The organism is Streptomyces sp. Z26 (genome assembly GCF_003665095.1).
GTDB classification, from domain to species: domain Bacteria; phylum Actinomycetota; class Actinomycetes; order Streptomycetales; family Streptomycetaceae; genus Streptomyces; species Streptomyces phytohabitans.
On record NZ_RCHV01000002.1, the window covers coordinates 3,415,495 to 3,442,083 of the forward strand.

The 26,589-nt window shown below is 71.0% G+C and carries 30 protein-coding genes, 1 tRNA gene and 1 pseudogene; 14 read left to right on the top strand and 18 right to left on the bottom strand.

The features are described from left to right. The first annotated feature begins 88 nt into the window (after positions 1-88). The 3 genes from D7M15_RS15170 (at position 89) to D7M15_RS15180 (ending at position 3,142) form a co-directional block, all read left to right on the top strand. Complete coding sequence (locus D7M15_RS15170; protein ID WP_121518005.1) at positions 89-652, top strand: hypothetical protein; 564 nt, start codon at positions 89-91, stop codon at positions 650-652. Positions 653-659: 7 nt separating this feature from the next. Continuing rightward, positions 660-2,582, top strand: a complete 1,923-nt coding sequence (locus D7M15_RS15175) for an alpha/beta hydrolase (protein ID WP_121518006.1) — start codon at positions 660-662, stop codon at positions 2,580-2,582. A gap of 101 nt (positions 2,583-2,683) precedes the next feature. Further along, entirely contained in the window at positions 2,684-3,142 is a 459-nt protein-coding gene (locus D7M15_RS15180; RefSeq protein ID WP_121518007.1) for a hypothetical protein, read from the top strand. 219 nt (positions 3,143-3,361) lie between these two features. Here D7M15_RS15180 and D7M15_RS15185 read toward each other — a convergent pair whose 3' ends face one another. Next, entirely contained in the window at positions 3,362-3,676 is a 315-nt protein-coding gene (locus D7M15_RS15185; RefSeq protein WP_240649317.1) for a 4a-hydroxytetrahydrobiopterin dehydratase, read from the bottom strand. Positions 3,677-4,023: 347 nt separating this feature from the next. On the opposite strand from D7M15_RS15185, the gene D7M15_RS15190 reads away from it, so the two are divergent. Further along, entirely contained in the window at positions 4,024-5,082 is a 1,059-nt protein-coding gene (locus tag D7M15_RS15190; protein WP_121518008.1) for a hypothetical protein, read from the top strand. A gap of 91 nt (positions 5,083-5,173) precedes the next feature. Here the strand turns inward: D7M15_RS15190 and D7M15_RS15195 are convergent, their stop codons facing one another. Continuing rightward, positions 5,174-6,568, bottom strand: coding sequence for a cation:proton antiporter (locus D7M15_RS15195; RefSeq protein WP_121518009.1), 1,395 nt, complete (start codon positions 6,566-6,568; stop codon positions 5,174-5,176). Positions 6,569-6,574: 6 nt separating this feature from the next. After that, entirely contained in the window at positions 6,575-7,060 is a 486-nt protein-coding gene (locus tag D7M15_RS15200) for a TrkA C-terminal domain-containing protein (RefSeq protein WP_121518010.1), read from the bottom strand. Between the two features lie 567 nt (positions 7,061-7,627). On the opposite strand from D7M15_RS15200, the pseudogene D7M15_RS28755 reads away from it, so the two are divergent. Further along, positions 7,628-7,966, top strand: a pseudogene (locus D7M15_RS28755) (metalloregulator ArsR/SmtB family transcription factor); the annotation flags it as partial. A gap of 373 nt (positions 7,967-8,339) precedes the next feature. Next, positions 8,340-8,765, top strand: a complete 426-nt coding sequence (locus D7M15_RS15210) for a hypothetical protein (RefSeq protein WP_121518011.1) — start codon at positions 8,340-8,342, stop codon at positions 8,763-8,765. 34 nt (positions 8,766-8,799) lie between these two features. Here D7M15_RS15210 and D7M15_RS15215 read toward each other — a convergent pair whose 3' ends face one another. Continuing rightward, on the bottom strand, positions 8,800-9,210 hold the full coding sequence (locus D7M15_RS15215) for a hypothetical protein (RefSeq protein WP_206337369.1): 411 nt from the start codon (positions 9,208-9,210) through the stop codon (positions 8,800-8,802). Between the two features lie 343 nt (positions 9,211-9,553). Here D7M15_RS15215 and D7M15_RS15220 point away from each other — a divergent pair, with 343 nt between their 5' ends. Then, positions 9,554-9,850 carry a type II toxin-antitoxin system VapB family antitoxin gene (locus D7M15_RS15220; RefSeq protein ID WP_014155093.1) on the top strand — a complete coding sequence of 99 codons (297 nt, stop codon included), beginning with the start codon at positions 9,554-9,556 and terminating at the stop codon, positions 9,848-9,850. A 71-nt stretch (positions 9,851-9,921) separates the two neighbouring features. Continuing rightward, positions 9,922-10,680, top strand: coding sequence for a LytR C-terminal domain-containing protein (locus tag D7M15_RS15225; protein ID WP_240649318.1), 759 nt, complete (start codon positions 9,922-9,924; stop codon positions 10,678-10,680). A gap of 52 nt (positions 10,681-10,732) precedes the next feature. Here the strand turns inward: D7M15_RS15225 and upp are convergent, their stop codons facing one another. Then, entirely contained in the window at positions 10,733-11,368 is a 636-nt protein-coding gene (gene upp, locus D7M15_RS15230; protein WP_121520819.1) for a uracil phosphoribosyltransferase, read from the bottom strand. Positions 11,369-11,462: 94 nt separating this feature from the next. Here upp and D7M15_RS15235 point away from each other — a divergent pair, with 94 nt between their 5' ends. The 4 genes from D7M15_RS15235 to D7M15_RS15250 all read left to right on the top strand — a co-directional run bounded on the left by D7M15_RS15235 (position 11,463) and on the right by D7M15_RS15250 (position 13,287). Continuing rightward, a complete protein-coding gene (locus tag D7M15_RS15235) occupies positions 11,463-11,663 on the top strand; it encodes a hypothetical protein (protein WP_121518012.1) in 201 nt (66 codons plus the stop codon). Between the two features lie 153 nt (positions 11,664-11,816). After that, entirely contained in the window at positions 11,817-12,368 is a 552-nt protein-coding gene (locus D7M15_RS15240) for a hypothetical protein (RefSeq protein ID WP_121518013.1), read from the top strand. A 165-nt stretch (positions 12,369-12,533) separates the two neighbouring features. Continuing rightward, the gene (locus tag D7M15_RS15245; protein ID WP_121518014.1) at positions 12,534-13,190 is read left to right on the top strand and encodes a nucleoside deaminase; all 657 of its coding nucleotides are present in this window, start codon (positions 12,534-12,536) and stop codon (positions 13,188-13,190) included. A 10-nt stretch (positions 13,191-13,200) separates the two neighbouring features. Next, a tRNA-Ser gene (locus D7M15_RS15250) sits at positions 13,201-13,287 on the top strand. Positions 13,288-13,393: 106 nt separating this feature from the next. On the opposite strand, the gene D7M15_RS28230 is transcribed toward D7M15_RS15250, so the two are convergent. The 12 genes from D7M15_RS28230 to D7M15_RS15305 all read right to left on the bottom strand — a co-directional run bounded on the left by D7M15_RS28230 (position 13,394) and on the right by D7M15_RS15305 (position 24,257). Then, on the bottom strand, positions 13,394-14,443 hold the full coding sequence (locus tag D7M15_RS28230) for a hypothetical protein (protein WP_127201753.1): 1,050 nt from the start codon (positions 14,441-14,443) through the stop codon (positions 13,394-13,396). Positions 14,444-14,572: 129 nt separating this feature from the next. Beyond that, the gene (locus D7M15_RS15255) at positions 14,573-15,796 is read right to left on the bottom strand and encodes a site-specific integrase (RefSeq protein ID WP_121518015.1); all 1,224 of its coding nucleotides are present in this window, start codon (positions 15,794-15,796) and stop codon (positions 14,573-14,575) included. Between the two features lie 84 nt (positions 15,797-15,880). Further along, a complete protein-coding gene (locus D7M15_RS15260; protein ID WP_121518016.1) occupies positions 15,881-16,099 on the bottom strand; it encodes an excisionase family DNA-binding protein in 219 nt (72 codons plus the stop codon). 457 nt (positions 16,100-16,556) lie between these two features. Next, on the bottom strand, positions 16,557-18,032 hold the full coding sequence (locus D7M15_RS15270) for an ATP-binding protein (RefSeq protein ID WP_121518018.1): 1,476 nt from the start codon (positions 18,030-18,032) through the stop codon (positions 16,557-16,559). 3 nt (positions 18,033-18,035) lie between these two features. Continuing rightward, positions 18,036-18,923, bottom strand: coding sequence for a bifunctional DNA primase/polymerase (locus D7M15_RS15275; protein ID WP_121518019.1), 888 nt, complete (start codon positions 18,921-18,923; stop codon positions 18,036-18,038). Between the two features lie 130 nt (positions 18,924-19,053). Beyond that, entirely contained in the window at positions 19,054-19,215 is a 162-nt protein-coding gene (locus D7M15_RS28475; protein WP_165906259.1) for a hypothetical protein, read from the bottom strand. Between the two features lie 16 nt (positions 19,216-19,231). Beyond that, a complete protein-coding gene (locus D7M15_RS15280) occupies positions 19,232-19,537 on the bottom strand; it encodes a hypothetical protein (RefSeq protein WP_121518020.1) in 306 nt (101 codons plus the stop codon). Positions 19,538-19,556: 19 nt separating this feature from the next. Beyond that, on the bottom strand, positions 19,557-19,751 hold the full coding sequence (locus D7M15_RS15285; RefSeq protein WP_121518021.1) for a hypothetical protein: 195 nt from the start codon (positions 19,749-19,751) through the stop codon (positions 19,557-19,559). After that, entirely contained in the window at positions 19,748-20,038 is a 291-nt protein-coding gene (locus tag D7M15_RS15290) for a hypothetical protein (protein ID WP_121518022.1), read from the bottom strand. Before D7M15_RS15290 ends, D7M15_RS15285 begins: the two co-directional genes overlap by 4 nt. A 140-nt stretch (positions 20,039-20,178) precedes the next feature. Further along, complete coding sequence (locus D7M15_RS15295; RefSeq protein ID WP_121520821.1) at positions 20,179-22,362, bottom strand: cell division protein FtsK; 2,184 nt, start codon at positions 22,360-22,362, stop codon at positions 20,179-20,181. A 153-nt stretch (positions 22,363-22,515) separates the two neighbouring features. Next, on the bottom strand, positions 22,516-23,376 hold the full coding sequence (locus D7M15_RS15300; RefSeq protein WP_121518023.1) for a DUF2637 domain-containing protein: 861 nt from the start codon (positions 23,374-23,376) through the stop codon (positions 22,516-22,518). Positions 23,377-23,483: 107 nt separating this feature from the next. Beyond that, positions 23,484-24,257, bottom strand: coding sequence for a DUF4097 family beta strand repeat-containing protein (locus D7M15_RS15305; protein WP_121518024.1), 774 nt, complete (start codon positions 24,255-24,257; stop codon positions 23,484-23,486). A gap of 531 nt (positions 24,258-24,788) precedes the next feature. Here D7M15_RS15305 and D7M15_RS15310 point away from each other — a divergent pair. Next, the gene (locus tag D7M15_RS15310) at positions 24,789-25,559 is read left to right on the top strand and encodes a helix-turn-helix transcriptional regulator (RefSeq protein ID WP_121518025.1); all 771 of its coding nucleotides are present in this window, start codon (positions 24,789-24,791) and stop codon (positions 25,557-25,559) included. Further along, positions 25,556-26,029 carry an NUDIX domain-containing protein gene (locus D7M15_RS15315; protein WP_121518026.1) on the top strand — a complete coding sequence of 158 codons (474 nt, stop codon included), beginning with the start codon at positions 25,556-25,558 and terminating at the stop codon, positions 26,027-26,029. Before D7M15_RS15310 ends, D7M15_RS15315 begins: the two co-directional genes overlap by 4 nt. Here D7M15_RS15315 and D7M15_RS15320 read toward each other — a convergent pair. Further along, a complete protein-coding gene (locus D7M15_RS15320; protein ID WP_206337370.1) occupies positions 26,026-26,586 on the bottom strand; it encodes an HD domain-containing protein in 561 nt (186 codons plus the stop codon). The genes D7M15_RS15315 and D7M15_RS15320 overlap by 4 nt on opposite strands. Positions 26,587-26,589: the final 3 nt, after the last annotated feature.

A 26,589-nucleotide genomic window follows, 5' to 3' on the forward strand; every position in this document is an offset into this window, starting at 1 on the left:
AATGCTCGACCGGTGCGGTGGCCAGCCCGTTCGGCCTGGCGGTGCTGCCGCCCGTACGTACCTGAAGTGACCACGGGAGGGCGGGCGCATGGGGGACGAACGCGGTTCCGCGATCTGGGGGCTCGTCGGCGGGCGCGGCGTCGAGGGTCCCGGCGAAGCCGGTGACGTACGGATGTCCCTCGCCGGGGCCGACGACGCCGAAGGGGCCCGGCCCGGTACGGAGGGTGGTGGGGACGCCGGTGACCACGGAGGTGCCGGTGACCCCGCCGGCCCGGACGGCGACCTGAAGTCGTCGAGAAACGCCTGGACCCGCGCCGGAGGCGACGTCGACTCCCTGCGCGGCAACATCAAAACCGCGCTCACCGGCCTGGAGAAGGACCAGACGGGCATCGGCGCGGCTTCCCGTACGGGCCGTACGGCGAGCGCCGCGGCCCAGCGCGACGTGTACGCCTCCTGGAAACGCTACCTGGGCGACGTCAGCGCCCGTTGCGGGGTGCTCAAGGACCGCCTGCACAAGGCCGGTACGGACCACTACGCCAACGAGGCGGCCACCAAGGGCGCGTTCGACCGGCTGGACGACGCGTACGGGGACACCCCGGCGCTCGGCGGCGAAAAGGGCATGCGGTCCGACGGCGCGGGGCACGGAGGCTGAGCGCGCGGTGGACTACCAGACGCTCCAAGCCCTGGACCCCGGTGAGTTCGAGGACGCGGCGGGCGGCTACCGCGGCACCAGCGAAATGGCCGGGCAGGCCAAGGACAACATCGACCATGAGATCACCGCCCGCATGCGCACCGACCTCGCGGGACAGGCTCGGGACGCGGCACTCGGCCAACTCCGGCAGCTCTCGCGGAACTTCCACTACGCGCAGGTCGAGTGCGGCCTCGTGAGCGCCGCGCTGCGTGCCCTCGCCGCCGACTTCCGCGCCGCGAAGGCCACGCTGGACGGGGCGGTGGCGGACGCGCGGGCGCAGAAGCTCACGGTGAACCCCGACGGCTCGGTGACCTTCCCGGCGGGTGGCGACGCGGTGGACGGCGAGATCCCGGCGGGCGGGACGGTCACGGGAACACCGAAGGGAACGTCGAACGGTGAGCCGGGCGGCGGACCCGGAGCCGACACACCGACCCTCGACCCCAGCGGCACCGCGGGTGACCTGGCGGACGCACTGGAGCGGCAGGCGGCGCACGCCCACCCCAACCCGCACTACGGCGCGGCTGTCGCGTACGCCGACCGCATCGCCACCGCCGTACAGGAGGCCACCGAGGCCGACGAGAAGTGGGCACCGAAGCTCCGCAAACTCCGTGCGGACGACGATCTCACGGTCTCGCACGCCGACTGGGCCGACGCGGGCCGCGACCTGAGCGCCGTACGGAAGGGCGCCGCCGACTACCTCGCCGACATCAACGGTCCACCGTCCGACGGCACTCCGAAGGAGAACGCCGAGTGGTGGCGGGGCCTGACCGCCGAGGAGCGGGACGCGTACGTCACACTCGACCCGGCGAGCGTCGGCCGCTTGGACGGCGTCCCCGCCACGGTCCGCGACGAGGCGAACCGTACGGTACTGGCCGAGACGCGCGGCACGTACGAGCTGGAACGGGCCGCGATCCCACCGGAACCCGCGCGGTACGCCCCCAACCCGAACGGGTCGTACCCGGCGGCGGTGCAGACGGCGGCCTGGACGGACTGGAACGCGAAGTACGGCGCCCGCAAGGACTATCTGGACAGGGCGATCACGGCGATGCAGCGGATCGACGACCCTTTCGAAGGAAGGGCGGTTCCGCAGCACAAGAAGCTGTACGTTCTGGACTTCGACGCGAGCGGGGACGGCAAGGCGGTCGTGGCTCTGGGTGACCCGGACGCGGCCGACCACACAGCGGTCTTCGTCCCGGGCACGAACACGGAGATCGAAGGGCTCGACGGACAGATCGAACGGGTCAGCAAGTTGCAGGACGCGGCCATGGACCGGGCTCCCGGCGAAAGCGTCTCCACGATCAGCTGGCTCGGTTACGACGCTCCCGAGTTCGGTCCCGCCGACGACCACGGACCTCCCGAGGTGAATCGCGACGTGGCAGGTCAGGGCCGGGCGGAGGAGGGAGCCCGAGACCTCAGGAGTTTCACTGAGGGGCTACGGCAGGCCCGCGAGGATTCCCCAGGGCATCTCACCGTCGTCGGGCACAGCTATGGCACGACGACGATCGGTGTCGCGGCGCGAGAGGGGCAGGGTCTCGATGCCGATGAGATCATCGCTCTGGGCAGTCCGGGCATGGGCGTGGACCACGCGGCCGAACTCCAGGTGGATCCGCGGCACGTGTGGATCGGGTCGACCCAACAGGACCCCGTGGTGAAGCACCTGGCGGGTTTCACCCTGGGGGAGAACCCGGCCATGACGGACTTCGGTGGCCAGCCCATGAAGGTCAACGACGGGGGCCACAGCAGTTACTGGGACGAGGACCGCGCCAGTCTCCGTAACCAAGGGAGAATCATTGCCGGGCTGAAGCCGGAACTCGGGCCCTTCTACGAACGGGGGGTGGCGCACAAGCCCGTCGACATCGGCCCCGACGGCCACCATCCTGTCATCGATTAACCGCTCCGATCCGTTGGGCCAACATGCGTTCTTCCGTACGACCGTCAGCCCTCCGCGTGGCCGGTGGAGCAGTCCTGCTGTCATTCCTGCTGGGAGGTTGCGTGTCCGAGAAGGACGAGCCCAACGAGCCCCTGCCCGTCATGAGCGAGAAGAAGAGCGAGGCGTGGGCGCGGCACTTCGCGGCGTCGATGGCCCGTTCCGCGCGCGTCATGGTGGACGACAGCACCGAGCGTCCGAAGGTCCAGGGGTGTACGGGAAAGAACGGTGAGACCGCGGGCGACGGCCGCTTCTCCATGGACTACGCGGTACGCGCGCCGCTGCCCGTCGCCGACCACGCGACGGCGGTGGGGCGGGTGCGGGAGGCGTTGGAGGAGCGCGGTTACGAGATCACCGGATACCAGGAACTCCAGGGCGACGAGCCCTCGGTGATCCTCGAAGCCGTCAGCCGGAAGGACGGATTCAGCGTCGCGGTCGAAGGGCTCCCCTCCTCGGAGAGTTTGCTCTTCTCGGTGAGCACGCCGTGTCTCCTGCCCCCGGGAGCCAAGCAGGAGAAGGTCTGAGTCGGGGGACGTCACCGCGAGCTGTCATCAAGCTGACAGCAGCCACCCCCGCGCCCCGGCCCCCGGTCAACAGGGCGGTGCTGGACGGCCACCGCGCGCGCGGCACCATCCCGCTGCGGCAGCCCGACCCGTAGGTTCTTCGGCCTCCGCGCGAGCGGAGGCCGAAAACCGGGTGAGGCGGGCGGTCGAGGCGAGCAGCGGGGTCACGGCGTCAGGGCGTCACGGCGCGCCCGCGTCGTGGGCCGCCGCGATGCGGTCGATACGGCGGGCGACGTCGAAGTCCGCCTCCGTCAGCCTGCTGCCCGCCGCGCGTGTGGTGACGCCGAACCGCACCAGCTCGAAGCGGAGGTCGACGTCCGCGTGGTGCCCCATCCGCCGCACCACGTCGGCGACGTGCACCACCATCGCCACGCCGCCGTCGAACGGGATGCGGAACGAGCGGGCGATCTCGTGCCCCACCCGCGTCCAGCCCGGCAACTCCCGCAACCGCGCCTCTATCTCGTCGTCCCTGAGCTCCACGGGCGCCTCGGACACGTCGTCTCCTCACGGTGATCCGGAATCGTAGGCCGTCCCGGCCGGGGCATCCTGCCACGGATGTCGGCCGGACATCCAGAGCCCCCGACACCCTTCCCGGCCAGGGCATTTGCGGATTTCGACGGCCGAAACGGGACCGGCGACCACCCCGGCGCGCACCCTCCGGCGGCCGGATGCGGACGCTCCCCCACGACGCGTGCACGCCCCCGTTCCCGCCCGTTCACGCACCCTTGCCCCCGCCCGTACGCGACGCCCTCCGCAACCGGGCCGCGCGCGGCGGGCGTCCCCGTACGGGAAGCGCCCCGCCGCGCGCGGTCGGGCGGGACGGACGACGAGGGGGCGCGGGGATGAGCGACGGACACCTGTACACGGAGACTTCCCGGAACCCGTTCGCCCGGCTCGTACGGCTCGACGCCGCGGAGCTGCGCTCCGGCCCCCGCCGCACGCCGCTCGACGAACTCAACCTGCCCGCCATGGCCGACGCCTACCTCCGCGGCGGCTGGCTCGGCGCCGCAGGCGCCGAACGCCCGCTCGCGCACCTCCCCGAGGCCCGCGGCAGCGTCCCGGTCACCCGCGTCTCCGGCTCGTCGACGCTCCTGAAGCCGCGCCGCGCCGCCGAGTTCGCGCGGACACTGGGCGAACTCGCCGTGCACCGCTCCGGCGGCCCCGAGGAGATCGGACGGCTCGCCGCCGCGGCGCGCGCGGTCGGCGTACCGCTGTGGATCGCCCGGCGCACCGCGCCCGGCAGCCACGGCCCGGTGACGGTCGCGGTGGACCGGCGCTCCGCGCGCGCGGACGTGTGGGCGGAGGGCGCGCCCACCGTACGGCTGCGCGCGCCCCACGGTGTCTCCCTGGACCGCCGGAACCCGTCCCGCAACCTGGAGTTCGCCCTCGACGGCGAGCCCGCCGTACTGACCGTCGAGACCGGCCGCGTGCTGGCGCGGGACCGCGTGACCCTCGTCTGCGGCCACCGCCGGTGGGAGCTGCGGGAACACGTCAGGCGCAGCTCCCGGCTCCTGCGCGACGGCGTACGGGTCGCGGTGCTCACCCGCCCCGACCGGCCGGTCGGACGCGCGCCGCTGCTGCCGCTGGCGGACGTGGCGTACGGGGACACGGAGCCGGTGGACGAGGTGGTGGCGCACGCGCTCGCGGTGGCGTTCGGGCTGGGCGACAGCACCGGCACCGTCCGCTTCCCCGACCACGGCGGGCGGGAACGGCCCGGCGACCCGGAGCTGTGGGGCGAGCCGTGGTTCACGGGGGTGGGGTCCGGACGCGGGGACTCCGGTCCGGGTGCCGCGGACGACGGCTGGGGTGGCGGCGAAGGGGGAGACGGCGGAGGCGGTGACGGAGGCGGCGGAAGCGACGGGGGAGGGGGCGACAGCGGGGGCGGCGGGGGCGGCGACTGACGCGCGGGCAACCCGTACGTACGCCCCCGCCCGCACGACTCGGCCCGTACGGACCCCCGTCCCGTACGGGCCGCCGCGAGTCAGTCGCGGGTCAGCCGTGCGTGCCGCTGGACGCCGGGTCCGACGCGGGCTCGGCACCGACGGCGCCGACCGCCCCGGAGCCACCGTCGTCGGCGCTCCCCGTACCCGTACCGGCGCCCGTACCCGCGTCCGCTCCCGCGCGGTCCGCCCCGGTGTCCGAACCCCCCGCCTCCGCGCCGGTCCTCGCCTCCTCGACGGCCTCCGCCGCCGCGGCACCGGCCGCCGCCGTCGCCGGGTTCACCGGGGTCGACGGCTTCGACTTCCCGAAGCGCCGCGCCAGCGGCTCCGTCCAACGCGCCGTCAGCGGCCCGAGGATGACCAGGATCAGCACGTACGCCGTGGCCAGCGAACCGATCCGCGGCTCCTCCGCGACCGCCAGCCCCGCGATGACGATGGAGAACTCGCCGCGCGCCACCAGCGTGCCACCGGCCCGCCAGCGGCCCTTCGTACCGATGTCCGCGCGCCGCGCCGCGTACCAGCCCGTCGCGATCTTCGTGCAGACCGACACCAGCGCCAGGATCAGCGCGGGCACCAGCACCGGCGGGATGTCGGTCGGGTCGGTGTTCAGGCCGAAGAAGACGAAGAAGACGGCGGCGAACAGGTCGCGCAGCGGCGTCAGGATGTTGAACGCGCCCTCCGCGACCTCCCCCGACAGCGCGATGCCGACGAGGAACGCGCCGACCGCCGCCGACACCTGGAGGTCCTGCGCCACACCCGCGACCAGCAGCGTCAGCCCGAGGACGACGAGCAGCAGCATCTCCGGGTTGTCCGACGAGACGGCCTTGCTGATGAGCCGTCCGTGCCGCAGCGCGACGTACAGGACGGCGCTCACAGTGCCCAGCGAGATCAGTACGGTGAGGCTGCCGCCCGCCAGGCTGACCCCGGCCAGCAGGGCGGTGAGGATCGGCAGGTAGATGGCCATCGCCAGGTCCTCGAGGACGAGGACGCCGAGGATGACGGGTGTCTCGCGGTTGCCGAGGCGTCCGAGGTCGCCGAGCACCTTCGCGATCACGCCGGACGACGAGATCCAGGTGACACCGGCCAGGGCCACCGCCGCCACCGGGCCCCAGCCCAGGATGAGCGCGGCGGCGGCACCGGGCAGGGCGTTCAGCCCGAAGTCCACCGCCCCCGACGGGTACTGCGTCTTGAGCGTCGTCACCAGCTCGGACGCGCTGTACTCCAATCCGAGCAGGAGCAGCAGCAGGATGACGCCGATCTCCGCGCCGGTCGCGATGAACTCCTCGCTCGCGCCCATCGGCAGCAGCCCGCCGTGGCCGAACGCGAGCCCCGCCAGCAGGTAGAGCGGGATCGGTGAGAAGCCGATGCGTACGGCGAAGCGGCCGAGGATGCCCAGGCCGAGGATGACTGCACCGAGTTCGATGAGCAGGGCGGTGGTGTCGTGCACGGGCTTCTATCCTCCGGCGATCAGTTCGGCGACGGCGTCGACGCCCTCGCGAGTGCCGACGACGACGAGGACGTCGCCGGTGGCGAAACGGAAGTCGGGGGTGGGGGACGGTTCTGCGGACGTGCGGCGCAGTACGGCGACGATCGACGCGCCGGTGCGCGACCGCACCTGCGTGTCACCGAGGGTCCGGCCGCTGTACGGCGACTTGGCCGTCACCGGGATGTGCTCGGTGACGAGGTCGATCTCGACGTGCTGCTTGAGGTGCGCGACCGGGTCGGGGGTGAGGAGTTTGGCCAGCACGGTCGCCTCGTGGGGCGCGAGCGGGGCGGCGTCCTTGCAGGCGTCGTCGTCCTCGGGGTCGTGGAAGGCGAGGATGCGGCGCCCGTCCTGGTGCACGACCACGGACAGGTGGTGCCCCGCGTCGGTGCTGAGGTCGTAGCGGGCGCCGACCCCGGGCAGGCTGGTCTTGCGGGGGTGGGCGGTGCGCTCCATACGGGGCTCCAAGTGGACGTGGCAGTTCGCTGTTCCGTTGAACGTTTCCGCGTGGGCTGTCCGGTACACGTACGGCGGACCCCGGCGGGCGCCCCGTGGAACCGCTCGCGCGGCACCGCGTACGGACCCGTGTGGTGCGGGCGCACGGCTCGCGTACGGACCCTGGTGTGCGGGGGCGCACCGACGGGTGCGTACGGCACGGGAGTTCCCGCCCCGTGACGCCCCCGCCGGAACGCTCCCGCACGGCCGCGGACGACCCCGCGTCCCGTGGCGCCGGGCCGGGCGGAACCGCCCGACCCCCGCCTCGGGAACGGGCTGTCGGCCCCCGCCTCGCACACCGCACAGCCGTGTGGAACCCGTTGCTTGACCAGTACATTACCTGGCGGCAGAAGAGGCATTTACGGCCAGAGCACGCCATCGGGGGCGATAATTCCCGTGAATTCGAGGCAACCCTCCTCTTCGCGGGCGCGTCCTCCCGTGCGGCGCGTACCTCCTGTCACCGTCCGGCGACGGACTGGTGACCATGCCCGATTTGGCGCCTGTATCGACAAGTGTCAACATAGGTCCATGCCGAAAGCGACGGAGCCGCCACCCTCCGAACCCGCCGTTCCGCGCTGCCCGCCCCTCGTCGAACCCGGCCTGTCGCTCGCGGACGCGGCGACCATGGCGGCGACGTTCAAGGCGCTCTCCGACCCGGCCCGCGTCCTCCTCTTCTCCCGCGTCGCGTCGCACCCCGGCGGCGAGGCGTGCGTCTGCGACCTCGGCGACGTCGGGGTCTCCCAGCCGACGGTCTCCCACCACCTCAAGAAGCTGCGCGAGGCCGGACTCCTGACGTCCGAGCGGCGCGGTACGTGGGTGTACTACCGGGTGGCGCCCGGCGTCCTCGCGGCGATGGGCGCGATGCTCGCGGAGGCCGAGGACGGCGCGATCGGCCACGGGGCGTCGCGGGGCGCGGAGGCGGGCACGTCCGCGCGCGGACGCGGGCGCGGGGCCGGGCGGCCCGCGTCGCGCGCCGCGGCCACCGCGACGGCCATCGCGGCGGCCGCGGCGGCGACCACGCCGAAGGCCGTGCCCGCCACCGCACCCGGGCCCGTACCGGCGGTCGACCCGCCCCGCACCCGCACCCGGCGGTGATCCGGGCGGCGCCCGCCCGCCCGCGGCGCCCGCCCGTCACTCCGCTGCACCCGCTCCGCTCGCACACCCGCCCGTACGCGCCTTGGCTTGGGGGGCCGCGACCGCACCCCCGCGCGCGGCACCGGCGAGCCAAGGAGTCACCGCCATGAGCGCAGCGGCCGGACTCGCGCTGACGATGGTCGGCGCCGTCCTCAGGTACGCCATCACCTGGGACAGTCCGTGGGTCGACCTCCGGACACTCGGCACGATCCTCATGGGCGGCGGCCTGCTGGGCCTGGCCCTCGCGGCGGCCCGCGCCCACGGCGCCCGCCGTACAAGCAGCACCCCGGCGCCGTACGCCGGTTCCGCGCCGTACGAGACCCCGCAGCCGTACGAACCCGCCCCGTACGACCCGTACCCGGAGACCCCCGCGGGCCCCGGCGGTCCCGGCGACCCCGACGGGCCCGACGGGCCCTACGCGGCGCACGATCCGGCCGCCCGCTTCCGGCCGTTCGACCCGCACCTCGACGCGCGCCAGGAGCTGCCGCGCGACCCGTACGACCCGCGCGACGGCAGCGGCCCCCGCTGGTGACCGCGCGCCTGGACGGCGCCGACCGCGTGCCCGGTCAGTCCTGGCGCGTGGAGAGGCGGTAGAGGACCGCCGGGGCGACGCCCGCCGCGACCAGGAGCCCCAGCACCGACGACCACAGCACGCTCGGCCCGGTCAGGGCGGAGAGGTAGCCGACGCCGATCCCGCACGCCGCCCCGTACCCGGCGGCCCGCGGCTCCGCCGGCACCGACGGCCGTACGGCGGCGAGCGCCGCCAGCACGAGCGCGGCCAGCACGCCCGACACCAGGCCGACCACGGTGGCCGCGGTGGTGAACCGTTCGTCGCGCGCGAGGAACCAGGCGTACGCCCCGTACGCGACACCGGCCAGCAGCGGCAGCGTCCACCACGCGGCGCCGTGCCGCCGTTCCGTCCGCGGCCCCGGCGCGCGTACGAGCGCGGGGGCACGCGCTTGCGCGTGTGCGTGCATGACGGGCTCCTCTCGTCGTCCCCCGCCGTCCGCCCCTACCAGGGCACACCCGCGCCCACCACCCGGCAACTCGAACACGTACGCCGTCCGCGCCGCCCCTCCGCGCGGGCGCCGACTCCCGCTCCCGGCAGGCCCGTTGGGGCCGCTGCGGGCGTGCGGCGCACGGCGAGGGGCGACCCCGCGCCACTCTTTCGGGTACGACCGCGACGGCCGCCGCGCCCTCCCGTACCGCCCGCTCCCGCCGCGCCGCCCGGCGCGCGGAAGACGCTCCCGCGCCCGTACGCGACGGAGAGCTGTCGCCGCATGGCTGCGCCTGACACCGCTTGCCCGGTAGGCTTTCCGTGTGATCTTCAAGCGAATCGGAAACGGGCGGCCGTACCCGGACCACGGCCGGGAGAGCACCCGCCAGTGGGCGGACGTCGCCCCACGCCCGGTGCGTCTTGACCAGCTCGTCACGACCAAGGGCCAGCTCGACCTGGAGACGCTCCTGGCCGAGGACTCCACGTTCTACGGCGACCTGTTCGCCCACGTCGTGAAGTGGCAGGGCGACCTCTACCTGGAGGACGGGCTGCACCGCGCCGTCCGCGCCGCGCTCCAGCAGCGGCAGGTGCTGCACGCGCGCGTCCTCGAAATGGGATAAACGGCTGAACTGAGCAACTCGCCGCAGATCATCTGGTAGGCATCTTCCCGCCCGCGGATTACTCTGCGCACATGAGCATGCTCACTCCCCCCGGCATGGGCGGTCCGTACCGCATCAAGGGTGACCGCTATCCGCGCATGCACCGCCCCCGCAACCGACGCAGAATCGTTCTCGCCACGGCCACCGCCGCCCTGGCCACGGGACTCGTCGGCTGGGGGACAGTCCAGCTCGTGGACGTCTTCACGGGCGGCGGCGGCAGTACGGCCGAGGCGGCCGGGCGGAGCGGCGACGGGGCTCGGGAGTGCACCGCGCAGGACCACAAGCCCGGCGGTGCCGACGGCTCGTCCGGAGACTCCGACAAGTCCGCCGGGAAGCAGGTCGGCACGGGCCCCGGCGGCGAGACCGGCACCCGTACGGGTGGCCAGCGCGGGACGGCGGGCGGGAAGTCCGAGCTGACGGGCGTGCCGAAGCCCGCCGGGATCACGGTCAACGTCCTGAACGCCACCGCCCGCAGCGGCCTCGCCGCCGACACCGCCGCCGAGTTGAAGAAGCGCGGCTTCAAGGTCGGAGAGGTCAGCAACGCGCCGAAGGCGCTCGACAAGAAGGTCAAGGGCAGCGGCCTCCTCATCGGCGCCACCGGCCCCGACACCTCCGCCCGCTTCGAGGTGCTCGGCAGCCACCTGTCCGGCGCCGACACCCGTTACGACGAGCGCAAGGGTGCCGACGTCGACCTGGTGCTCGGTGACGCGTACAAGAAGCTCACCCCGGCGAAGACGGCGACGCGCGCGATCGCGGCCCTGTCCGAGCCGAAGCCGTCGCCGAGCTGCTGAACCCGCCGTACCGCTGACCCGCCGCACCGGCGGGTCGTCCCGGTCAGCCCCGTCAGCCCGCGGTGCCGTACATGCGGTCGCCCGCGTCGCCCAGCCCCGGCACGATGAACCCGGCCTCGTTCAGCCGCTCGTCCACCGCCGCCGTGACGACCGTGACCGGCGTACCCGCCAACTCGCGCTCCATCAGGGCGACGCCCTCCGGCGCGGCCAGCAGGCAGAGCGCGGTCACGTCGTCGGCGCCGCGCGCGATCAGCTCGTTGATGGCCACGACCAGCGTGCCGCCCGTCGCGAGCATCGGGTCGAGTACGTAGACCTGCCGCCCGGAGAGGTCGTCCGGCATCCGCGTCGCGTACGTCGACGGCTGCAACGTCTCCTCGTCCCTGATCATCCCGAGGAAACCCACCTCCGCCGTCGGCAGCAGCCGCGTCATGCCCTCCAGCATGCCGAGCCCCGCCCGCAGGATCGGTACGACGAGCGGACGCGGGTGCGTCAGCCGTACGCCCGTCGTCGCCGTCACGGGGGTGGTGATCTCCACCGGCTCCGTACGCACGTCGCGCGTGGCCTCGTACGCGAGCAGGGTCACCAACTCGTCGGCCAGGCGCCGGAAAGTCGGCGAGTCGGTGCGCTCGTCGCGCAGGGTGCTCAGCTTGTGCGCCACCAGCGGGTGGTCGGCAACGTGGATGCGCATGCCCACGACATTAACGGAGAACGAGTCGGTGCCGAGGCTGGCGTACGAGCGCCGACTCGGGGGAAAGTAGGCATGTACGCCCGGAGGTGTGCAAATGCCCGAACCCAGCAGAGCTTCCGAAGGACACCCGTCCGAAGCCCGCCGTACCGCCGAGGACGCGGACCGGTTGCGGCGGCGGGCGCGCTTCCTGCGGGAGCTGGACGACGCCAAGGAACTGCGCGACCGCGTGCAGCCGCGCCGCGCCCGAGCGGCGCGTATGCGGCAGCACATGAGAATGCGGACGTTTCGCTGGTGAAGCGGGTGAGCCGGGGACGGTCCTCCGGGAAAAGACCGCCCCGACGCACACGCGAAGACCCTTCGCGAAGCCTCCGTTTCTGCCACGATTCGACAGGGCGGGGGCACGGTTCCCGCCGACACTCGACACACGGAAACCAGTGGGAGAGTCACGGTGTATATCGCCGCACTGCTCGCTCGCACCGAAGACGGGTGGGAAGCGAGTGACACGGAGCTCGACGAGGTGGAGACCCTCGCGGACCTCGCCGACCTGGCCCGGGAGGCCGCGTCCGACGACGAGACGGTACTGGTCTGCATCGAGCAGGACGGCACCTGGTTCGGCGTCGTACGCGTCGACGGAGAGGACGACCCCCGCGTCTTCGTCTCCGACGCGGCCGCCGCCATGCGGAGTTCGTACGGCGAGATCCTGCTCTCCGACGACCTCCTCGGCCGCGAACCGGAGGACCCCGCCGTCCTCGAACAACTCGTCGACCTCGACGGCACCGAGGACGGGGAACCGGCCGACGGCGACGGCGACGCGGACACCGCCGCCGACCCCGACGCCGCCCCCGGCGACGCGGTGCGCGCCGGGCCGATCGGGGACGCGGACCTGCTGACGGACCTCGGCATGGAGGAGAAGACCGTTCTGAACCTCACCGCCGAGGACGCCCTGGGCAGCATCGCCGATGCGCTGGGCTGCCCGGACATGCTGGAAGCGGTGCGCTAGGCGGGCGGCGTGCCGGGCGCGTGCCGGGCGCGTGCCGGTGAGGGCGGACGGCGGCGGACGGCCCGGGACCCGGGCCGTCCGGGACGGGCCCCGGAGCCCCTCGGTGACACCCGCTCCGGCGGGCGACGGAACGGCGCGGCGCCCCCGCCCGCCGGAAACGGAACGATGAACGACCACCACGACAACGGCCGCCCCCCTGCCGGACAGGACGGCGACGACCGCCACGACCGCCACGACGACGACCCCGTACGCGCGCCCTGGCACGCGCCCATGCGCCTCGCGCTGGACGAGGCCGTACGGGCGCCCGCGACCGGCGACGTACCGGTCGGCGCCGTCGTACTCGGCCCCGACGGCGCCGTACTCGGCCGCGGCCACAACGTACGCGAGGCCGTGGGCGACCCCACGGGCCACGCCGAACTCGTCGCCCTCCGCGCCGCCGCCCGCGCCCGCGGCGGCTGGCGGCTGAACGGCTGCACCCTCGTGGTCACGCTGGAGCCGTGCACGATGTGCGCGGGCGCGGCCGTACTCGCCCGCGTCGACCGCGTCGTCTACGGCGCCCGCGACGTCAAGGCGGGCGCCGCGGGCTCCCTCTGGGACGTCGTACGCGACCGGCGGCTCAACCACCGCCCGGAGGTCGTGAACGACGTGCTCGCCCCGGAGTGCGGACGCCTGCTGACGGACTTCTTCCGCGGCCCCAACCCGCCCTCGGCCACCCCGACACCGGCGGACCCCACCCCCGCCCCGGGCCCCGACACCCCCGCCCCGACGGCCCCGACCGCCGCCCGGGATACCGATTTCGAGCCACGGCCCCCGGTGGGCTAAGCTTCCTCTCGGTAGCGTGTCCGAGCGGCCGAAGGAGCTCGCCTCGAAAGCGAGTGAGGGTGCAAGCTCTCCGTGGGTTCAAATCCCACCGCTACCGCTCTGAGCACCACGAACGTAGGGCCGGACCCCCAGAGGGTCCGGCCCTACGTCGTGTCCGTCTCAGTTTCCGTCTCAGTTGCGCTGAGCGTGGCTGACCTCGACCGTCAACGCCCTCCCAAGAGGACACCGAGGTTCTCCATCCCCGCTCGCGCTGCACCCCGGTAGGCAACCGCTACAGAGATCGCGCCGACGGCGCTAGTCAACGGCGCAGCGATCGCCGCTGGCACGTTGAGTAACGCCGCTGTCACTGCAAATCCACCGACCACCAGAGCCACAGCGACGATGCGGAGTGCTTCCAAGTCGCGAGCAGGACTCACCCCTTGCAGCCGAGCCTCGTCCATGAGCGCGCCGAAACGCCCCTCCGCGCATCGCTCTGCCACCGAAATCAATGTCAGACCAAGGTCGCGCAAACCTGTTTGTGGATTTTCATCTATCAGGGCAGCCTGAGTCCGCAGGACAGTTATCACTGCACCTGCGTGACGTCTCAACCTAACACGCTCATGGCGAGGAATATGATGCAGTTGATTTCGAATTTTCCACCCTTTGCGAATTTCGCGTTCAATGAGAGTAAGTGATTGGGCCCTGGCAACTAGATGAGAGCGACTCAGCGTGTCATATTGAGAAGCAATGCCACAAATGGCGGCCCTCTTGTATATGATCACGGAACCCCGATACTGCCTTTCGGTCGATCGCCAATATCCAGATCTGCTCATCGAATGCGACGCCGTATCGCCATCTGGGCTCAGTACCTTCGCAATTGATCCGAATGCATAAAATACCAGCAATGCGAGAATCGAAAAATACGTAAGGCGGTCAAGTGTGGACAGGTATTCTGGTTCAATTGCATTGAACTGGTAATTTCCTGCCCTTCTCATCTTCTGTGTTATATAAAGCCATGCTTCCCATGTTTCGGCGGTAATATGATTGAAACCGTAGAGAGGGATAAGAATGACCCCCGTGGCTGCCCGGTATGCGCGCCCGGGGGTTACCCTCACTGTCGCAGTAATCCATCCCCTTGTAATTCTTTCGATCGATGCGGGAATTTCAGTATCGCGACACAGTAGGCTCAAGCCATCCGCAATTTCCTTATTGTAGTGGTTGTGTAAATGCGAGGACAGCCAGCGCCTGGGGAATGGCAGAAAAATGTGATGCATGTAGTAGTGCTACCTTCCAGGGTCTGCTGCGGCGCAGTTTTGCTGCATCTACCCTCCAGTTAACCAGGAGTAGGGCGCGATCCGCCCTACTCCTGGTATGCTTCGCCCTTCCCCAAAGCTATCCCGTGCCTACTTCTGCTGCTTCCAGATCAGCCCATCCACCTGCTCGGCCACGGTGGTTCTCACCGAGTCGACCATGTGCTGATACCTCGCAGCCATGGCGGTCGACGACCACCCCATGAGCCCCATGACGGCGCGTTCGGGCACTCCGAGGATGAGCAGGACCGTCGCGGCCGTATGACGGGCGTCGTGAAGACGGGCGTCTCGGACCTTGGCGTCCCGCAGCAGCTCCTTCCACTCGTCGTAGTCGATACGGGTCGACGTGCCCCGGCCGGTTCTCGTCGCGAACAGCCAACCCTCATCCGACCATGCGTCACCTGCCGCTACGCGCTCGGCATCCTGACGAATCCTGTGCGTGCGGAGCAGACCCACAAGCTGTGGAGGGAGGCCAACCGCCCGAAGGCCAGCGCGTGATTTCGTGTCGGCGGTCTCCGGGTTGACCCGCTTTCGCTCCAAGCAGTACCCGGCTTTACGGCCGCAGGCGCCTCCGCACCCGTGGGCGTAACGGGGACGCCGACGGCTACGGCGGACCATGAGGACCCCTCTGTTCAGGTCCACATCCGTCCACTTGAGGCCGAGCGCTTCACCCTGCCGCAAGCCGAGCGCCAGCGCGACGGCCCACCGTGCCGCGTTGCGCCGCTCGTCGGCTGCACGCAGTATGCGACGGACCTCCTCCACGTTGTACGGCTCTACCTCTTGCTCGCGCACTCTCGGCGCTTTGGCCAACCGCACCGGATTCTTACCGAGGTGGCCACGCCGTACGGCCTCGTTGAGGGCGGTTCGGAACGTCCGGTGCATCTGGTGAACAGTCGCGGCAGCGCTCCCGTTGGCCTGCATCTTCGCGTAGAAGATCTCGATGTGCTCCGGATTCAGCTTGTCGAGCCGGTGGGCACCCAGGCCGGGAATCAGATGCTTCCGCACGGCCACGCCGTAGCCGACCATCGTGTTCTCGCTCACGCTGAGTGGAGCAACGTTCTCGATCCAGTGCGTCAGCCACGCCTTGACCGTCCAGGGCTTTCCCGGCTTGCGTACGGTCGCGGCTTCTCGCTGCTTCTCCAACTCCCGTACCGCGTGTGTGACTTCCGCGCGAGTCTTGCGTTCGACGTGACGGCGGTCCGGCTTGCCGTCGTCGCGAATGCCGACGGTCACGCGGCCGTGCCACTTCCCGTCCTTGCCGAGATAGATGGAGCTTCGGCCGTTCGGCTGCCGGGAGCGCTTGTCCTTCTCTGCCATTGGCAGACTCCTGTTTCTTGTTCGTCGGGATGGAGGCCGGGGCGGCGGGCTGTCCTGTCCGGGAGTGCCGCCGCCCCGGCGTCGTCAAGCTGCGTGCTGGGTGGTCCGGAGACGGGTGACGTATTCGGGTACGGCGTCGACTGGTACGCGTCGGAGTCCGCCGACCAGGATGGATTCGAGTTCGCCGGTGCGGATGAGGGTGAAGCAGGTGGTGCGGCCGATACGGAGTCGGCGGGCGGCTTCTTCTACCTTGAGGAGTACGAGCGTGGAGTCGGCGTCGGCGGACGCGGCGGGGTCGGTCAAGGCTTGCTCCTGTCAGCGGTGTGCGGGTTCTTCCGGGGCGCGTGCTTGTCCGAGGTGTGGATTTCTGCGTCACTGCGTCACCTGCGTCATGCGCGCTTCTGACCTGTTGCTTTGCGTGACGCGATGCTTTGCCGGTGCGTCACCCGTGACGCGGCCTCTCTGTCACGGGTGACGCGGATGACGCGGCGTGACGCAGCAGATGGCCGTCTGCGTCACGCTCAACTGCGCAGGTGGGCGGCCGTTTGCTGGCCGTTGGTGACGAGGGTGACGCAGCGTTTCCCTACTTAGGAAAAAGAGGGGCGTCTGTTGTGGTCCGGTGGCGCCTCACCGCGTGATGAACGGTGCCGCTGCGCGGCGCGCTCTTCGGGCGGCGTTCCGCCGAACAGCAAGAGGAGCACCGCCGCGCGGCGGGGTGGTGCTCCTCTTGCTTGTCCCCCGAGTGCCGCCGGGGTTCGGTTCAGAACGCCGGTTTCTGCTCGTGCAGAGGCGTGCTCGGCGGGCGGCTCATTTCGAGGTAACGGCCCTCCCTGGTACGGCCGGAGTCGATGAGCAAGCCTCGTGCGGCGAGGGTGGGTTGGAGGCGCTTGAGGCGGTCGGAGAGGACCTTGCCCGTGGTCGGCCACCCCTTCGGCAGGGGACGCAGCTCGTCGCCGCTGTAGAGGCGGCTCAGGAGGTGCAGCCACTCCGTGGAGGTGAGCTGTTGTGCCGCGCCCGGCTCGATGCTCTCGGCGTGCCGGAGGACGGTCTGTGCCAACAGGTCGCCCTCGATGACGTCGTCGTTGAGGTCGTCCAGGCTCGCCCTGTAGGCGGCCAGCGCCCCCAGACCGGTCGCCGCGTCGAGCTGCGCGCACAGGTGCGCGAAGTCCGCCATCCGCAGATCGGTGGGAGTCTCCGCCTCGGCCGCGCGGACCTTCACCGCGAGGTCCAGAAGCGAGCCGAGCACGACCGGCAACACCTCCTCGTACTCCGCCCACAGCTCCGCCTCCGTACGCCGTATCCGGGGGCGTTCCAGCCGTAGCGGCAGGAGGCGTTCCGCGAGGTCGGGCCGGATCACGCCGACGTCGATACCGGTCAGCAGCAGCGGGCGGCGGTAGCGGGAACGGACCACGTCGCCGTCGGTGAACAGGGCGCGCTTGACGTTCTCGGCTCCGGTGACGATGCAGCACATGGCGTCGGACAGGTCCGGCGTCATGTGCGAGAGGTTGTCCAGCGCGGTGACCCACCCGGCGGCCACGGCCGCGATCAGGTTCTCCTCGTCCTTCGGGGCACGGCGCAGGTCACCGGTCATGCCCTCGATGATCCGTACCAGCATCCGCCCGCCGGTCGACTTCCCCGCGCCTTGCGGGCCGGTGAGGAACGGCGCGGGGACGGGCACCGACGGGCCCAGGCAGCCGAGCAGCCACGCGATGGCGAGGCATTCCGTCTCGGCGCCCGCGAAGTTGCACAACCTGAGCAGGGCGTCGATGCCCTTGCCGTCGGTGTCCTTGACCGGCAGGGGGAGTTCGCCGGTGAGTTGGGTGCGGCGCCAGCACACCTCGTGCGGGTCCGGGGTGGTGACGATCCAGCCGGTGGGGTGGATGCGTACGGACTGGCCGTCGGCGCGGCCGAGGTCCAGCCACGTCGCACCGTCGAGGCCGGGGGCGACGCGGATGTGCGTGGCCTGTACGTCCTCGTCCAGGGCGAGGGCCTCGATCAGGTCGAGGGCTTCCTTGAGCGCGGTGCCGTTGAACACGCCCCGGCCGTCCCGGAACATCCCCACCATGAGTTCCTGCCGGTGGCTGCCCGTCGTGCCCTGCGAGCGGATCGGACGGGCGACGGGGTGGCCGTTGCGCTGCGCGTACACGGTGCCGTCGGCGGTGCGGAAGTACCGGAAGTTGGCTTGCGCGTAGTCGGTGATGACCTCGCGGGCCGGAGTCTTCTCGTCCTCGGACATCGCTCACACCCCCAGCGCGGTGCGGGCGTTGGTCCACGCCTCGGCGCAGTGCCGGGCGCTCTCGCCCTTGGCCTGCGCGGCGGCGAACAACCGCGACACGTGGGCGTCGGTCAGGCAACCGCACCGGCCGTGCGTCGACAGGACCGCGAGGAACGTCCCGTACACGGTGGCGTGCACCCCGGCCGTGGCCTGGGTGATGCGCTGCACGCCCATCGTGATGCCGCGTTCCAGGAAGACCGGCGTGCGATGACGGCACACCCCGCCCCCCACCGGCACCGTCGCGGCCACGACACGGGCAGCGGGACGAACCGCGGTGCGCTCCTTCACCGCCAGAGCCCGTACGACGACGGGCAGGGCGGTCATGGTGCCGGTGCCGGGACCGAGCCAACGGGCGTAGGACATGGCCGACTTGATGTCGACGCCCGGCCGCACGTCGTTGCGCGAGGGCATCGCGCCCCGGTAGATCCAGTGCTCACCGCGCGTCGTAGCCACCGTGCGGGTGGCGGGCAACGCGGTACGGGCCCACGCGACGGCCGCCGCGTCGTCCAGGTCGACCACGGTCAGCCCGGCCCCGCCGGGGTGGTACGCCACAGCGGCAGCCTCACGCCACGCGGACGCCCACGCGGCCGAGGTGAGCACGGTGTGGTCGGTGGTGGCGGCGGCCCACGCGTGGCACGGCGCCGGACAGGCACAGGGGCCCGCGCGGAGCATGTGCGGGCGGTCACCACACGCCGACTTCGCGCAGGCGGGGCAGTTGCCGAACGGCAACTTCCCCGCTCGCAGAGGCAGTACCGGCACGTCATTCGCGGCGAGTTGGAGCGCGGTGCGCAGTCGGATTCCGTACGGGTGGTTGTCCGGGATGGAGCGGCGGACCTTGCTGTCAGCTGTCATGCTGGAGATCTCCTGTTCTGCTACGTCGGGATACGGAGACCGAGGGCGGCGGGCTGTCCTGTCCGGGAGTGCCGCCGTCCTCGGGTTACGCAAGGCGGTTCATTCGATGGGGCGTTGAGCCCCCCGTGGATCAGTCGGTGCCGGTCTGGTGGGCGGGGTAGCCGGGGCACGGGGTGTTGGGGCAGTCGCAGCCGTCGCACTCGTTGCAGATCTCTCCGGCGCAGGTGTCGCACAGTTCGTGGCCGGGGCAGCCGAAGGTGGTGCACTCGTCGCAGTAGTCGTCCTCGGTCAAGCGGTTCTCCTTGTGTTCAGCGGTGCTTGGGGCGGGCGAGTTTGAGGCCGATGCCGACTCCGATGGGACCGGTGGTGGCGGCGAGGGCGGCGGCGGTCTGCGCGGCGAACTGGAACAGCGCGAGGATCGCGGCGACGGTGCCGAGGAGGCCGATCGTGGCGGCGGTGCCGACCGCGAGCGGGACCAGGAACCTGGCGGTGTCCGGGCGTTCGGGCGCCGTGGTGTGGACGATGACGAGGGGCTGCCCGGTGGTTTCGGCGCGGCGGTAGGCGTCGGCGGGGATGTGCGGGGCGAGGTGTCCGGGGGGTTCGCGCTGCGTCATAGTGGTGCTCCTTTCTGGGTCAGCGGCCGATGTCTTCGACGGCGCTGGTGAGGTCGGTGACGAGGTCGTTGACGGCGGGGGCGCTGTCGGTGCTGGCGAGGTAGAAGCCGAACAGCACGGCAACGACGGTGGCCCCGGCGCGGAGGGAGCCGAACTTGATGAGCGTCAGCACGGTGACGCCGAGGACCAGGACGAGGGAGACGTTCACGGTCACGGCAGTTCCTTCCGTCCGGGCTGGCCGGTGGGCGGGGTGGCTTGTTCGCGGTAGGTGCGGGCGGCGTGGTTGAACAGCCACCGTCCGGCGCGCAGTCGGCGGCCGTGGCCCCGGCAGCGGCGGCAGTCCTTTCCGCGCTTGGGGCGTCCGGTGACGCGGCCGTACTTGAGCTGGAAGCCGAGCCCGCCGCAGCGGCGGCAGGGGCCGAACGGCGCGGCGGCACACAACGCCGCGTAACACAGGGTGAGTAGGAGGAGGCCGGGTATAGCGGCCAGGACAGGGGTCATCGGGGGCCCTCCCAGGCGGTTTCCGGGCATGACGAGGCCAGGCCGCTAGGAGCTAGCGGCCTGATCAGGGAGTGTTTCGGGTGCTAGCGGGCCCGCTAGACCTAGCGGGGGTTGCCGCTAGGTCTAGCGCCGGTCAACGGTCAGGCCGCACCCTGGTTTCCGTCACGCTCCGCAACAGCGGTGAGGAGGTCGGCGCGTTTGATGCCGCGCCGGTTCGCGCCCTTCCCGCTGTCGGTGGTGCCCCATACCTGGCCCGTCTTGACCCCGTAGGGCTTCAGGGCGGCGGTCAGCTGCTCGCCGGTCCACTCGCCGTAGACCTCCGGCCGCAACTCCGCCAGCCGGGAGACGACGGTTTCGGACCACACCTTGGGCTCCTCCGCCGACGTGACCGCCAGCAGATCGGAGAGCAGGTCGTACGAGGCTGCCGCGTCGGTCTCGGGCTCCTGTCCGAGGGCGTATCCGGCCAGCGTCCCCGCCGCCTCGCGCAACGTCCGCGCGCGGGTGGCGATGGCGTCCGCTGCCACGGCGTCGGCGAAGACGGAACGGACGATACGGGCGTCGGCGCCTTCACCCACGAAGTAGTGGATGCCCTTGTCCGCCCAGGAGAACATCGTGGCCCGTACTCCGCGCTTGTAGGCGGAGGTGCCGAGCACCATGTCGTTCTCCAGCTGGCCCATGACCTTCAGGCAGAACCGCGCTGATGCGTTCGCGGAGATGCCGGTGGGCAGGGCCTTCGCGTCGGGCCGCTGCGTGGCCAACAGCAACACGATCCCCGTCGCGGGGCCGCGTTTGACGAGGTCGGTGCAGATTTCCTCGAACTCGGCGCCGTGCTTGTCGTGCTCGAACCACACCTGGCACTCGTCCACCCCGACCACGATCGGGTGCAGCCCCAACGACGGCTTCGAGGCGAGTTCGCTGGTCACCTTCGACTCCGGGCAGATGTCACGCGGCAGGGACCGGATGACCTTGGTGCGGCGCCGTAGCTCCGCACGCAGTTCGCGGAGGTCGGTGAGGGCGTATTCGATGTCCTCGTCGTCGTCCCCGGCGCGGTGCCGGTAGCCGACGGCGTTGCCGACCGGGTCGAGGTCGCCGGTGCCCTTGAGGTCGTAGGTGTGCAGCTCCGCCCGCGCGTCCAACGCCGCGATCAGCAGCAGGAGGCGTAGGAGGAAGGTCTTGCCCATGCGGGGGATCGCGCCGATGACGGCCGCGATGTACATGAGCGTGATCTCGACCCATCGGCCGCGCGGGTCGGTCCCGAACGCGACCGGCTTGAACAGGTCCACGCTCCCGGTCTTGGCCAGCGGCCAGGCGGGTTGCTTGGCTTTGGACATGTCCCGGTCCCCGACCCACATCACCAGGTGACCCGTGTGCTCCTCCGGCACCCCTTCCGGCCATACACACCCCAGTGGGCGGCGCAGACCGGACGCGAGCTTGTCCCGACGGTCGATCACGTCGGTGACGGTCACGCCGTAGGGGAGGTCGCCCTCCGCACGCCAGCCCGGCCCGTCCCGGGTGATCGGCGCGGTGAACGCGAACCCGTCTCGACCCCGGCTCTGCGCCTGGTTGATCGCCGGGATACCCAGCGCCCCCAACGCGCGCAGCACGATGTCGGAGGTGAGTTTCTGCGCCTTGGGGATCTCCACCGCACGGTGGACGACGGGGGCGTCGGCCGGGGCGCCCAGCCACCCCATCGCGAGGGTGACCACCGCACCCGACAAGGCGAGCAGCCACGTCGGGGCGAGCACGTACAGGGCCAGCGCCGACCCCAACCCGACGACGCCGGAGACGACGGCGACCAGGGTCCGCCAGCGCACCCGACGGTCCCGCTGGCGGCACAGCTTCAGGTACTCGCCCACCGCCGCGTTCCCCGCGTTCGCGGTCGCCTGCCGCAAAGGCTCCCCCTCCGCATCGACCAGCCACCGCAGCGTGCCGCCGACGAACTTCGCCCCGCCCATCGGCGCGCGCAGCGCCAACCGCACCCCGTACCAGGGTGCGCGGACCGCGTGATACGCCGCCACATGCCCCGCGTACCCGGCAACCCACCGCGCGCCGGTCACGAACTCCGGGCGCGAGCGGGCCCACGCCGGAAGCACATCCCGTCGGGCAGCGCCCTGAATCCGGTCGGCCAGACCCGGCCCCGACGCACCACCCGACCCGTCGACCGACATCCGCCCCGACGGAACGGGTACGGCGTCGGCCGACTCGACACCCACGCCGTCACCCGACATGTCGGGGGCGTCGGTCGGGCGGGCGCGGGCCGACCGTTCCTTGTCCAAGTCGACCACCGGGCCACCCGACCCCTCGGGCGGGGTGTCGGCGTTCATCTCCGCTTCCAGCCGGGCGAACAGCTCGCCTTCCCGGCCCTCGTCGTCTGCGTGATTCACTGAAAGTCCTTCCGTGATTGGGGAGGTGCGGGGCCCGGCCCACAGCCGCCAAGCAAGCGGCCGGGCCCCGTGATGTGCTGTTCGCGCCGGATATCAGGCGCCGCCCCCGGCGACCGCCGCGAGTTGCGGACGGTCCGGTCGGGTGGTCGTGGCGCGCTCGTTCTTCAGGGCGTCCCGCAGCTGCCGGGAGCGGTCCTGTCCGCAGCCGAGTGCCTGCCGGATCGGTTCCGCCTTCAACTCGCCGTCCGCCCAACCGGCCGTTGTCTCGCGGGCCTTGACCAGCTGCTGCTCGAACGACAACCGCGGTGCCTTGGCTGCTGTCTTGCGCGGGGCTTTGGGCTTCGCGGGACGGGCCGGACGCGGTGCCGGCCTCGTGCCCTCCGGCCCCTGCTCCGGCTTCTCCAGCTCAGGTGTCGCGGGCGGAACCGGCGGGACATCCGGTGCGGCCGGGGCGGGTCGGGTGTCCTGCGGGGCGAGTTCGCCCAGCTTCAGCAGCACCCGTTCCCGGCGCGGCGTACGGGTGCGCCAGCGCCAGCCGTGCCGCTCCCGCAACTCCGCACGCGCCAACTGGCGACCCCGTTCGAGTTCGAGGGCGTCCCGGTAGCTGGTGGTCTCCCACAAAACCATCCGCCGCCACAACGCGAACGTGGAAGGGAACGCCAGCAGCCACCGCGAACGCCGGATGCGCTCCATGCGCTGACCGGTCGCGGCACCGATCCGGACCGCGTAGACGTGCGCGGCGATCTCGGACAGCACCACCCACAACAACGGCATCGTGCCGTGCGCCACCCGCGCCGACAGGCTGTGCCCGGCCGCGACGTTCAACCAGCACGTGACGCCGGTGAGCACCCACGGAACCCACCGCACCCAGCCCAACGGCATGCCCATGCGGATCAGCAGCAGGTTGGCGGCGTCGCGGGCCTCTTGACCGGCGACGTAGGTGCGCATGCGCATGGGTGGTGCTCCTCTTCAGGCTGCGTCGGGATGCGCGGGGCGGTCGGCTGTCCTGTCCGGGAGTGCGACCGCCCCGCGAATGTGCGGAGGTTCAGACGTGGCGCTGGTCAGTGGTTGCGGACACGGCCCGAGACCGTGTGGGCGTTCACGTTCAGGTGGCGGGCACCGAAGACGCGTACGTCGCCGGAGACGCTGCGGGCGCTGACGTGCCCGTCGGCCCCGCTGGTCGCCTGCACCGTGATGTCGCCGGAGGTGGTGCCGAGAGCGGCGCGGCGGCCGTCGTACAGGCTCACCGTGATGTCACCGGAGACCGACTGCGCGTCGATCTCCTCGGTGACGCGACCGGCGCGGATGTCGCCGGAGGTGGTGTTGGCCCGCAGCTCCCTCACGCCGTCGGCGTCCAGGTCGCCGGAGACGGAGCGGAACTCCATCCGGTCCAGTCCGCCGTAGACCGCCGCGTCGGTGGACTGCGAGACGACCGCGAGGGAGGAGTGCGGGGGCAGGAACACGGTCGCCTTGATCATGCTCACGGTGGGCATGGCGTGCATGCCGCCGGAGACGACGCGGCCGTTGATGACGTTCACGCTGGAGACCGATCCGTGGAACGAGCCGAAGTTCCGCACGATGCGGTTCCCCTGGCTTTCCAGCACCGTGACGTTGTCCAGCATCTCGGGAACCTCGATGGCGAACGCCTGCCCGTTCTGCGTGCTGCGGGCGCGGTCGATGGCGTCGGCGGCCGGGCCCGTGGTGTCGTCCGTACGCAGCACGACCCGGGCGGCGGTCACGTTGTCGAGCACCTGAACGCGGACGCTGCCGACCGGCAGCGAGAGGCCCAGCACGATAGGGCCGGAGGTCGCGGAGACGAATGCGCGCTCGGTCATGGGAGAACTCCTTGGCTGTGTCGGGATGGAAGCCGGATGCGGCGAGCTGTCCTGTCCGGGAGTGCCGCCGCGCCGGAACGGCCGGCACCGCAGAACGCGGTGGGCCGAGCGCCCCGGCCGCGAGTCGAACGCGGCCTACGACCATCGGGGCTGAGGTCTTGCGAATGTCTCCTTCGGGAACACGGGCTCCCTTTGAGGCGTATGGAGACGTGACCTTGCGGTCTGAGCCCTCCGGTTGACCAGGGGTCCGGGTCCCTCGGCCCGCTCTGTCCCGGGCCCCTTGACGTGCACTCGTTCACATCGCTGACGCGACCGAACGAAAAGAACATGTATTACTTGTTCCTCATCTTGCAGAGAAGGATTCGCCCCGTCAAGCCCTTCGGCTGTTCGGTGCTGCGCGCCCTTCGCGTTCGATGTACCTACAGGTTGGCCCCGGTACTGCCGACGATCGACTTCGCAGGTGTACGACTCGGGTCGTTCTTGGCTACCGTGAAGTCGTACCAAGTCGTCCCGGCAAGCCGGAGGTTGGACGTGTCGAACGAGCGGCTGCGCAGCGCGATCGTGGACCTGGGACTGACGCTCGATGAGGTCGCCCAACGGCTCGGCGTCGCGGCCAAGACGGTGGAACGCTGGATCAACGAACCCGACCGGAAGCCGTATCGACGCTTCCAGTACGCCACGGCCTCGCTCCTGAAGTGCGAAGTGTCGTACCTGTGGCCGGACGAACGGACATCAGCGGAGGTCACCGCATCCGGCAACGCGGAGTTGGTCAGGCTGTATCCGCACCGCTCCGTCGTGATGCAGAACCTCTGGACGAACCTCTACGCCCAGGCGAACACCCACTTCGACCTGTTGGCGTACTCCGGTTTCTGGCTCACGGAAGACCCGACGTTCCACCGCATCGTGAAGGAGAAGTCAGCCGACGGGGTGCCCATCCGCTTCATGCTGGGGGAGCCCACGTCCGCGGCTGTGGAAGTGCGGGGCGAGGACGAGGGCATCGGTGCCGCGATGGCAGGCAAGGTCCGGAACGCGCTCGTCAACTACGGTCCGCTGTTCGGCCTTCCCGGGGTGGAATTCCGGCTGCACGGTACGACCCTCTACAACTCGATCTACCGCGCCGATGACGAGATGCTCGCGAACGGACACCTCTACGGCGTCGGCGCCTACATGGCCCCCGTACTCCACCTGCGGCGCGTGCCCGGCGCTGAACTCTTCGACGCCTACGCTGAGAGCGTCGAGAAGGTGTGGGAATCGGCCCGCCCCATCTCCTCACCTGCCGATTGGGAGAGCACTGCCTCATGAGCCGCACCGACTACTTCCGCGACCCGGACGCCCCTCCGGCCAACTCGGTGGTGCCCTCGGTCACCGCCGTCGTCCAGGACGACGCGGGGCGGTTGCTGCTGATCCACAAGACCGATAACAACCTGTGGGCGCTTCCCGGCGGCGGGCACGACATCGGTGAGCGCATCGGCCACACCGCTGTCCGTGAGGTGGTGGAAGAGACCGGCATCAACGTTGAAGTGGACGGCATCGTGGGTCTCTACACCGACCCCGAACACGTGCTGGCGTACGACGACGGCGAGGTCCGACAGCAGTTCTCCATCTGCTTCCGGGCCCATCCCGTCGGCGGCTCCCTGCGCACGAGCAGCGAGTCGAAAGAGGTCCGCTGGGTTGACCCAGCGGACCTGGACGGACTGGACATTCACCCGTCGATGATGCTGCGCATCCGCCACGGCCTGGACGACTCGCGGCGAGAGCCCTACATCGGCTAACCGCCGGTGGACACCTGCGCCAACCGCGTCTCGACTCGTTGCGCCGCCGCGTGAATCTCCGGCGCCGCGCGCTGGATGAACCGCCCGACGATGGTGTCCGGACCGTACCGCCGCAGGATCTCGTCCAGCCGCGCGGTCGGTGTGGTCTGCGTTCCGTCCGGCGTCGTCGTCATGTCGCAGAACACCAGGGCGTCGACCAGCTCGGGCCGCTCCAACTCGAACTCCCCCGCCAACTCCGGACGCAGGCCGCGTTCCTCGGCCTCGAGGAGGGCGCACGAGTGGTGGGCAACGAGGCGTACGACCCGCTCGTCCGCATTCTCCTGGTCGCGGAGGAAGCGAGCGCCGTCCAGCGGGTGGAAGCCGGTGGTGGCGATGGCCGGTGAGTAGCCAACATCGTGCAGCACGGCGGCGGCTTCCAGCAGCTCGGCGTCGTCGCCCATGATCGGACCCAACGAGCGCGCACGTTCAGCGACCCCCAGCGAGTGCGTCCACCGACGCGGGAGCGGATCGGCCAGCATCGATTCGGAGAGCGAGTACGCCCACTCAGTCAGTCCCATGGG